At 62.8% G+C, this 8,395-nt stretch carries 7 protein-coding genes; 5 read left to right on the top strand and 2 right to left on the bottom strand.

Annotated features, from left to right (window positions below; translation table 11 throughout):
• Together I2E26_RS05980 and I2E26_RS05985 are read left to right on the top strand one after the other, a co-directional pair.
• A partial coding sequence (locus I2E26_RS05980) for an ATP-binding cassette domain-containing protein (RefSeq protein WP_195419999.1) occupies nucleotides 1-371 on the top strand: 371 nt, incomplete at its 5' end.
• Nucleotides 361-2,565 carry an FtsX-like permease family protein gene (locus tag I2E26_RS05985; protein ID WP_195420000.1) on the top strand — a complete coding sequence of 735 codons (2,205 nt, stop codon included), beginning with the start codon at nucleotides 361-363 and terminating at the stop codon, nucleotides 2,563-2,565. The genes I2E26_RS05980 and I2E26_RS05985, both read left to right, overlap by 11 nt.
• Before the next feature lie 202 nt (nucleotides 2,566-2,767).
• Here the strand turns inward: I2E26_RS05985 and I2E26_RS05990 are convergent, their stop codons facing one another.
• Nucleotides 2,768-3,061 carry a hypothetical protein gene (locus I2E26_RS05990; protein ID WP_195420001.1) on the bottom strand — a complete coding sequence of 98 codons (294 nt, stop codon included), beginning with the start codon at nucleotides 3,059-3,061 and terminating at the stop codon, nucleotides 2,768-2,770.
• A gap of 560 nt (nucleotides 3,062-3,621) precedes the next feature.
• Between I2E26_RS05990 and pflB the strand changes: the two genes are divergently transcribed.
• Nucleotides 3,622-5,742 carry a formate C-acetyltransferase gene (pflB, locus tag I2E26_RS05995; protein WP_147587450.1) on the top strand — a complete coding sequence of 707 codons (2,121 nt, stop codon included), beginning with the start codon at nucleotides 3,622-3,624 and terminating at the stop codon, nucleotides 5,740-5,742.
• A 177-nt stretch (nucleotides 5,743-5,919) separates the two neighbouring features.
• The gene (gene grcA3, locus I2E26_RS06000; protein ID WP_195420002.1) at nucleotides 5,920-6,171 is read left to right on the top strand and encodes an autonomous glycyl radical cofactor GrcA3; all 252 of its coding nucleotides are present in this window, start codon (nucleotides 5,920-5,922) and stop codon (nucleotides 6,169-6,171) included.
• 120 nt (nucleotides 6,172-6,291) lie between these two features.
• Here the strand turns inward: grcA3 and I2E26_RS06005 are convergent, their stop codons facing one another.
• On the bottom strand, nucleotides 6,292-7,437 hold the full coding sequence (locus tag I2E26_RS06005; protein ID WP_195420003.1) for an SLC13 family permease: 1,146 nt from the start codon (nucleotides 7,435-7,437) through the stop codon (nucleotides 6,292-6,294).
• Between the two features lie 147 nt (nucleotides 7,438-7,584).
• Between I2E26_RS06005 and pflA the strand changes: the two genes are divergently transcribed.
• The coding region (pflA, locus tag I2E26_RS06010) for a pyruvate formate-lyase-activating protein (RefSeq protein WP_195420004.1) at nucleotides 7,585-8,395 on the top strand (811 nt) is incomplete at its 3' end.

Raw genomic sequence — 8,395 nt, forward strand, 5'->3', positions numbered from 1 at the left:
CGATCGCCGAGACGCTCGACAAGTATCCCTACCAGATGTCCGGCGGCCAGCAGCAGCGCGTCGCCGCCGCGCGCGCCCTCGTTACCAACCCCGCTGTGATCATGGCCGACGAGCCCACCGGCGCGCTCGATTCCAAGAACGCCCGCCTGCTGCTCGAGAGCCTCGAGACCATGAACCAGCGCGACCAGGCCACGGTCCTCATGGTGACGCATGACAGTTTCGCGGCGAGCTACACCAACCGCGTGCTGTTCATCCGCGACGGTCGCATCTTCACCGAGCTGCGCCGTGGCGACAGCCCCCGCCGCGCGTTCTTCGACCGCATCATGGAGGTTGTGGCCATGATGGGCGGGGAGGGTTCCGATGCTCTGTAAGCTCGCTTGGGGCAACGTGCGCCGCGCGGGTAAGGACTACCTGGTCTACCTGCTCACGCTCACGTTGGCCGTCACCGTGTTCTATGCGTTCAACACCATCTCGGTTCAGGCGTCTATCGTTTTGCAGGAAGAGGGGCTGCCGGAGCTGCTCGGCTCCATCATGAGCGGCCTCACCATGTTCCTGGCGCTGGTGATGGGCTTCCTCATGGTGTACGCCAACGGCTTCATCATGAAGCGGCGAAAGAAGGAGTTCGGCCTCTACCAGGTCCTCGGCATGAGCCGCGGCCAGGTTTCGCGCGTGATGGCGCTCGAGACCGCCATCGTGTCGGGTGCCGCCCTGGTGCTCGGCATCGTGTTGGGCGTGGGGTTCTCCCAGCTCATGACGTTCTTCACGGCCTCGCTGTTCAAGACGCAGATCGCTGATTTCCACTTCTTCTTCTCGATGAAGGCGTTCGGCATAACCGTGGGTTGCCTGCTCGCGATCTTCATGGTGACGCTGCTGTTCAACCTGGGCGTGGTGCGCCGCGCCAAGGTGATCGACCTCATGAGCGCCGGGCGCAAGAACGAGGCCGTCAAGACGCGCAACCCCATCCTGTCCGCCGTCATCTTCATTATGGGCGCGGGCTTGATCGGCTGGGCGTACTACCGCCTCCTGCGCGACGGCCTGCCGGTCGATGCGGCGCCCAGCGAGTACGACGAGGCCCTTCAGCAGTTCATGGTGACGACGGGCATCGTTATCGCCGGCACCATCCTGTTCTTCTTCGGCTTCTCGGGCTTCCTGCTCAAGGTGCTGCAGAGCGCCCGCGGCATGTATTGGCGCGGTCTCAACATGTTCACCATGCGCCAGCTTGCGGCGAAGGTGAACACCGTGAGCTTCTCGATGGCGGTCATCGCCATGATTTTGTTCCTGGCCATCACGAGCGTGACGGGCGGCATGTCCATCGCCAACGTGATGAATACGAGCGTGGAGCGCAACACGCCGGCGGACTATACGCGCATCCTCATGTACTACGGGCCCGACGTGGTGAACGACCCCGAGCAGGTCGCGGCGTACGAGGCCGAGGGTTATCCGCCCATGAAACTCGCCGAGAAGCCCGTGGACATCTTGCAGGCGAGCGAGAACAACGTGGTCGATCCGGAGAAGGCCGACGAGGAGCGCTTCGACCTCGCGCGCATCATCGGGGAGCACGTGCAGGTGGATGTATACGACTCGCATCCTGCGGGGGCGGGCGACCCCGTGGTCACCCTGAACCAGATCGCGGACGCCGTCGACATGCCGTTGCCCGCGGGCACCGCGTCGAGCAACGTCACCTTGCTGGGTCTGCAGGTGATGGGGGAGAGCGATTACAGCCGCTATCTCGATTTCCGCGGCAAGCCCCGTATCGACCTGGGCAAGGACGGCTACCTGCTCACGAGCGATATGGGCGAGACGGTGAACGCCATCTACGACGCTGCGCTCGCGCAGGGCGTGCCCATCAAGCTCGCCGGAAGGACGCTGGCACCCGTAGCCGATCGCGTCGACGACACCGCGAGCTCCTTCGCCAACGCCTCGATGGGAAGCAACTCCGGAACCATCATCGTGCCGGACGCCGTCATCGATGACCTCGACCTGCCCCTCTATAGCAGCTATCTGCTGGCCAACTACAAGCCCGGTCTTTCCTATGATGAGACGGAGGGCTACGTGCGCCGCGACCGTTCGTGGGGCAACGTCCTGAACGCCGACGGTACCCAGAGCGGCCTGTGGGGTATGGAGATGACGCGTTCGCAGAGCTACGAGAGCACCAACTCCATGAACGGCCTCATCAGCTACCTGGCTATCTACATCGGTTTCGTGCTGGTGGTCGCATGCGCGGCAATCCTGACGATCCAGCAGCTGTCGGGCGTGGCCGATTCGAGTAAGAACTATCGGATCCTGTCCGAGCTGGGCACCTCGAAGCGCGAGATCACGCGTTCCGTGTTGGCGCAGCAGGCGGTGTTCTTCATCTTCCCGCTCGTCATGGGTATCGCGCACTCGATGGTGGCGCTGCAGGTGGTCATCGAGATCATCAAGCTGTTCGGCGGGCTTTCCATCGGCTTCACCGTGGGCTTCACCTGCGCGATCTTCTTGCTGTGCTACGGAGGGTACTTCCTGGTCACCTATCTTATGAGCAGGGGTATCGTGACCGATGCCATCCGCACGCGGCAGACGGCTTAGAGCCGTGGACGGCTTCGTGCCCGTGTTTGCGGGCGGGTCGACGCTGTTGGACATCGCCCTGGTGGCGGGCATGCTCGCGGGCCTGTGGCTGGGCCTTCGATAGAAACGCGCCCCAATCGCTTCGGTTTGGCCGGGCGGTTGGGGCGCGTTGCGGTTTGGCGGACGCGCGCTGCGGGCCCGCCGTGTTTCTGCTTGAGATGCGTTAGACGAACGCGGCGTAGGGTCGATAGGGCCACTGCTCCGAAGGGCTCGGAGACGCCATGGCGTCGGACCCGGGCTTTTGCGACGCGCGCTTGAACGCCTCGTAGGCGTTCTTGAGGTTGGCGCGCGTGGCGCCGGCGTCGCTTTTTGCCAAGGTGATGCGGGCGGGGGCGTGCTTGACCGCACGCGCCGGCGCGATCGCGGCGGGGGTGGCGAGGGCGGTGAGTTCGTTGGCATGATGCGCGGAGGAGAAGGGCGTACGGCCCGGCTTCTTCTCGTGCGTGGTGCGGCGCATGGTATCAGCTCCATTTCAGCGTTGCCCGCGATCTGAATGCGCGCGGGCGGTCGGTGTGCGCATGATGTATGTACCACGCGGCGGCCCGGATAATCGACCTTCATGCGGGAAGCGAAAAAGCTTCACGCTTTCGTAAGGACCCCGCGCCGGGCCGTCCGCGAAAGACCCTGGGACAAATGAATGCAGGTAGATGGCAATATGCGTGGCGACAGGCGCGTTCTTGCTCCACAGATTCGTCCATTTTGCCAGATAAACCAATATATCCTGTGAGATATCCAGCGCGGCGCGCAGCTAAATTTGTAGGCGATGGGGCGCCGCCAGGGGGCTTGCTATGGTATTCTTACGAGCATGGGTGATTTCTCGGCGAATGGTCCTAAATGCCGCGTGAACGTGAAATCCTTTCCACCCAACGGGCAGTATGCACGGATGAACGGCCACTTGCAGGTGGCTGGTGGGAAGTATGCACAAACGGGGTCGTTTTCCATCATTCTCCGGGATCCAATATATCCGTGCGCGAGCTCCCAACGCGCACCGTAGACTCTAGGAGAGTGGTCACAATAATGCAGGAGGCATGGGAAGGCTTCGAGGGCGGCAATTGGCTGAACGAGGTCGACGTACGCGACTTTATCCAGAAGAACTACACCCCCTACGAGGGCGATGAATCGTTCCTCGTCGGTCCCACCGAGCGCACCACGAAGCTCTGGGACGACGTCATGGCTTTGCTGCTCAAGGAGCGCGAGCAGGGTGGCGTCCTCGACATGGACACCAAGACCGTCACCGGCATCGTGAGCCACCCCGCGGGCTACATCGACGCCGCTCACCCCGAGCGCGAGACCATCGTCGGTCTCCAGACCGATAAGCCGCTCAAGCGCGCTCTGCACGTCAACGGCGGTATCCGCATCTCCATGCAGGCCGCGGCCCAGCATGGCTACGAGATCGACCCCTCGGTCGTCGAGAACTACACCTTCAACCGCAAGACGCACAACGCTGGCGTCTTCGATGTGTACACCCCCGAGATGCGCGCCTGCCGCTCGGCCCATATCATCACCGGTCTGCCCGACGGCTACGGCCGCGGCCGCATCATCGGCGACTACCGCCGCGTCGCCCTGTACGGCGTCGACTTCCTGATCAAGGACAAGGAGGCCCAGAAGGCCTCTACGCCGCAGGTCATGACCGAGGAGAACATCCGCGATCGCGAGGAGCTGCAGGAGCAGATCCGCGCCCTCGGCGAGCTCAAGATGATGGCCGACTTCTACGGCTTCGACATCTCCAAGCCGGCCAAGAACACGCAGGAGGCCATCCAGTGGATGTACTTCGCCTACCTCGCGGCCGTCAAGGAGCAGAACGGCGCCGCCATGTCCATCGGCCGCACTTCGACGTTCATCGATATCTACGCCGAGCGCGACCTTAAGAACGGCACCTTCACCGAGGAGCAGATCCAGGAGTTCGTCGACCACTTCATCATGAAGCTCCGCATGGTCAAGTTCGCCCGTACCCCCGAGTACCAGAACCTCTTCTCCGGAGACCCGCAGTGGGTCACCGAGTCCATCGGCGGCATGGGCGTCGACGGCCGCACCCTGGTCACCAAGATGAGCTTCCGCTACCTGCACACGCTCGAGACCATGGGCACCAGCCCGGAGCCCAACCTCACCGTTCTGTGGTCCACCAAGCTGCCCACGGCCTTCAAGGAGTTCTGCGCCAAGGCCTCCATCGCCTCCTCGTCCATCCAGTACGAGAACGACGACGTCATGCGCGTGTACCACGGTGACGACTACGCCATCGCCTGCTGCGTGTCCTCCATGCGCGTGGGCAAGGAGATGCAGTTCTTCGGCGCCCGCGCCAATCTTGCCAAGTGCCTCCTCTACGCGCTCAACGGCGGCGTGGACGAGGTCTCCAAGAAGCAGGTCGGCCCGAAGTTCCGCGCGGTCGAGGGCGACACCCTGGACTTCGACGACGTGATGGCCAAGTACAAGGACATGATGCAGTGGCTCGCCGGCGTGTATGTCAACTCGCTCAACATCATCCACTACATGCATGACAAGTACTGCTACGAGCGCATCCAGATGGCTCTGCACGACAAGCACGTGCACCGCTGGTTCGCCACCGGTATCGCCGGCCTCTCCGTCGTGGCCGACTCCCTGTCCGCCATCAAGTACGCGAAGGTCCATCCGATCCGCGACGAGCAGGGCGTTATCGTCGACTTCGAGATCGAGGGCGACTTCCCCAAGTACGGCAACGACGACGACCGCGTCGACGTCCTCGCCCACGACGTGGTGCACCAGTTCATGGAGTACATCCGTATGAACGACACGTACCGCAACTCCGTGCCCACGACCTCGGTTCTCACCATTACCTCCAACGTCGTGTACGGCAAGAAGACCGGTGCCACCCCCGACGGCCGCAAGGCCGGCGTGCCCTTCGCTCCGGGCGCCAACCCCATGCACGAGCGCGACACGCACGGCGCCATCGCCTCGCTGTCCTCCGTCTCCAAGCTTCCGTTCCGCGATGCCCAGGACGGCATCTCCAACACCTTCTCCATCATCCCGGGCGCGCTCGGCAAGGAGGACCAGGTGTTCTTCGGCGACCTCGATCTTTCGGGCGACATCGAGATCGAGAACGTCGTTCCGTGCTGCGACTGCACCGATTCCTCGGCTCCCGAGGGCGCGTGCGACTGCCAGTAAGGCTCGTTCTACGAGGGCGCGGGCGGCCGTACGACCGCCTTCGCCCCTCGTTCCGTATGAAGCTTGCGTAGTCCTAAGAAAATGTTGCCGTCTCAGTGGCAATGACTTCATATCGGGATATAATCTCGATAGCGACTTTGGTAACAGCCCCTCAGCGGGCATTAAAGGAGGCAAAGAATGAAGGTTTCGGACGTCCCCCAGACTCAGGCAGATAACCTGGTTGGCATGATCGACGCGTATGCCGAGAAGGGTGGCCACCACCTCAACGTCAACGTGTTCAACCGTGACACCCTGCTCGATGCCCAGGTTCATCCCGAGAAGTACCCGCAGCTCACCATCCGCGTGTCCGGCTATGCGGTGAACTTCCACAACCTCACCAAGGAGCAGCAGGACGAGGTCATCTCCCGTACCTTCCACGAGGGTATGTAAGAGATACGTTCCGCATGCGTTCCTTGCGATACGCAAGGAAATACCGTGTATGAAGGGCGTCCGAGCAATCGGGCGCCCTTTCTTGTGGGCGGGAATGCGCTGCGCGCATCGAGCGCTTGCTTAGAGCACGTAGGGTGCGACGACGAGGCTGCACCCAAGCAAGATGGCGAGCAGGGATACGTTAACGATGGCGAACCAGAGCAGATAGCGCTTGGTTTGGGCATGCGGCATCGCGGCGTAGATGCGTAGCGAGATCAGGCTGGCCAGGCTTGCCACGGGGGTGCCGAGGCCGCCGATATTGGTGCCGACCAGCAGCGCCTGGGCGTTGTCGGTAAACCCGGATAGCATGATCGCGGCGGGCACGTTGCTTATGACCTGGCTGGCGAGCGCGGACACCAAGATCTCCCTGCCCGCGATCGCGGACGAGAGAAGCTTCGCGACCGCGGGCGCCTGGCCAAGGTTCCCTACGAAGATGAAGAAGCAGACGAATGTCGCCAGCAGGCTGTAGTCCACGTTGCTGAAGACCCTGCGGTCGAAGGCGAGGCAGGCGGCCACGACCGCGATGCAGCAGGGTTCCCAGCGGATCAGGCGCGCCACGCAGGCGATGCAAATGCCGAAGAGCAGGCCGTAGAGGGACAGCAGGCGCGCGTTGCAGGTCGTTTCGTGCGTGGATGCGGTTTCCTGCAGCCGTTCGTCCGGAACGAGCGCAACCAGCGCTATGCAGCAGATATAGCTGGCGATTCCCAAGGGAGCTACGGTGCGGAAAAACGCTGCCATGTCCATCTGATAGGCCGAAACAAGGTAGATGTTTTGCGGATTGCCGATGGGCGTGCACAGCGAACCAAGGTTGGCGGCCACCGTGAGGGAGACGACAACCGCGATGACGGTTCGCGGGCTCGCATCCATGAAGAGCGCAAGCGCCAGGGGCACGAAGGTGATGAGCGCGACGTCGTTGGTAACGAGCATCGACGTGGCGAATACGACGTTGATAAGTAGGAGGGCGAGCCGTCGGGCCGAAGCCGTGCGGCCCGTGAGCCACGTGCGCACGCGATCGAGCGCGCCGGCGCGTCCGAAGCCGGCGACGACGGTCATGAGGCAGAAGAGCAGGGCGATCGTTCGCAGGTCGATATAGCCTGCGTAAGTTGGCGCGGTGGCGGGGGTGAGCGGATAGATGGTGCAGGACGCGAGCGCGGCGACGACGGCGATCATCAAGACCGCTTCGGCACGTATAAAGGATCGCAGACGCGAGAACAGGTCGTATGCCATAGGGTCCCCCTTCAAATTGCAGCTTATCGATGATACGACATGCGCGAGGCGCCGCATGCCCGCGTTCATGCGATAAAACAAGCACATTGCAGGTGCGACGGGTGGACTAGAATGGACGGCAGGAACGAAAGAGAAAGAGGGGCGACGATGGCGCAAAAGCTGTTCGAGGGAGATGCCTGCGCGGCAACATCCTCCTATACGTTGGGACGAATCCATTCGGTGGAAACGATGGGCACGGTCGATGGACCGGGTATCCGCTTCGTGGTGTTCACGCAGGGATGCCCCATGCGCTGCGCGTACTGCCACAATCCCGATACCTGGGCGGTCAATGCCGGCAGCATGGTCTCGGTCGAGAAGCTGCTGGAGGAATTCGAGAGCAACCGTCAGTTCTACAAGTCGGGCGGTATCACCGTGACGGGCGGAGAGCCGCTGTTGCAGCCCGATTTTCTGGCCGACCTGTTTGAGGCAGCGCACGCCGCTCCGCGCGGGCGCATCCATACGTGCCTCGATAGCTGCGGCTACGCTTACGATGAGCGCCATCCCGAGCGCTTCGACGCGGCGCTCGCGGCAACCGACATGGTGCTGCTCGATATCAAGCACGCCGACCCGGCGGGCCATCGAGAGCTTACGGGCTGCGACCCGCAGCGCATCATCGCGTTCGGCAACGAGATCGCCCGACGGGGCATCAAGACGGTTATTCGCCATGTCATCGTGCCCGGCATCACCGATACGGTGGAGGAGTGCGAGAAGCTGGGCCGTCTGATCGCGCCGTGGCGCAACGTGGTCGGCTTGGAGCTGCTGCCCTACCACACCATGGGTATCGTGAAGTACGAGAAGCTCGGTATCCCCTATAAGCTCGACGGCGTGCCCCCTATGGACAAGACGCGCATCCCCGAGCTGCGCGATGCGGTGATGCGCGGCATGCGCGCCGGTCGCGCGGAGCACCGAGACGCATATG

This window comes from Collinsella sp. D33t1_170424_A12, assembly GCF_015554865.1.
Classification (GTDB): domain Bacteria; phylum Actinomycetota; class Coriobacteriia; order Coriobacteriales; family Coriobacteriaceae; genus Collinsella.

Bases quoted from the DNA above. Each gene is read 5' to 3' on its own strand.
- I2E26_RS05985 (WP_195420000.1), top strand. From the start codon at position 361: ATGCTCTGTAAGCTCGCTTGGGGCAACGTGCGCCGCGCGGGTAAGGAC.
- I2E26_RS05990 (WP_195420001.1), bottom strand. From the start codon at position 3,061: ATGCGCCGCACCACGCACGAGAAGAAGCCGGGCCGTACGCCCTTCTCC.
- pflB (WP_147587450.1), top strand. From the start codon at position 3,622: ATGCAGGAGGCATGGGAAGGCTTCGAGGGCGGCAATTGGCTGAACGAG.
- grcA3 (WP_195420002.1), top strand. From the start codon at position 5,920: ATGAAGGTTTCGGACGTCCCCCAGACTCAGGCAGATAACCTGGTTGGC.
- I2E26_RS06005 (WP_195420003.1), bottom strand. From the start codon at position 7,437: ATGGCATACGACCTGTTCTCGCGTCTGCGATCCTTTATACGTGCCGAA.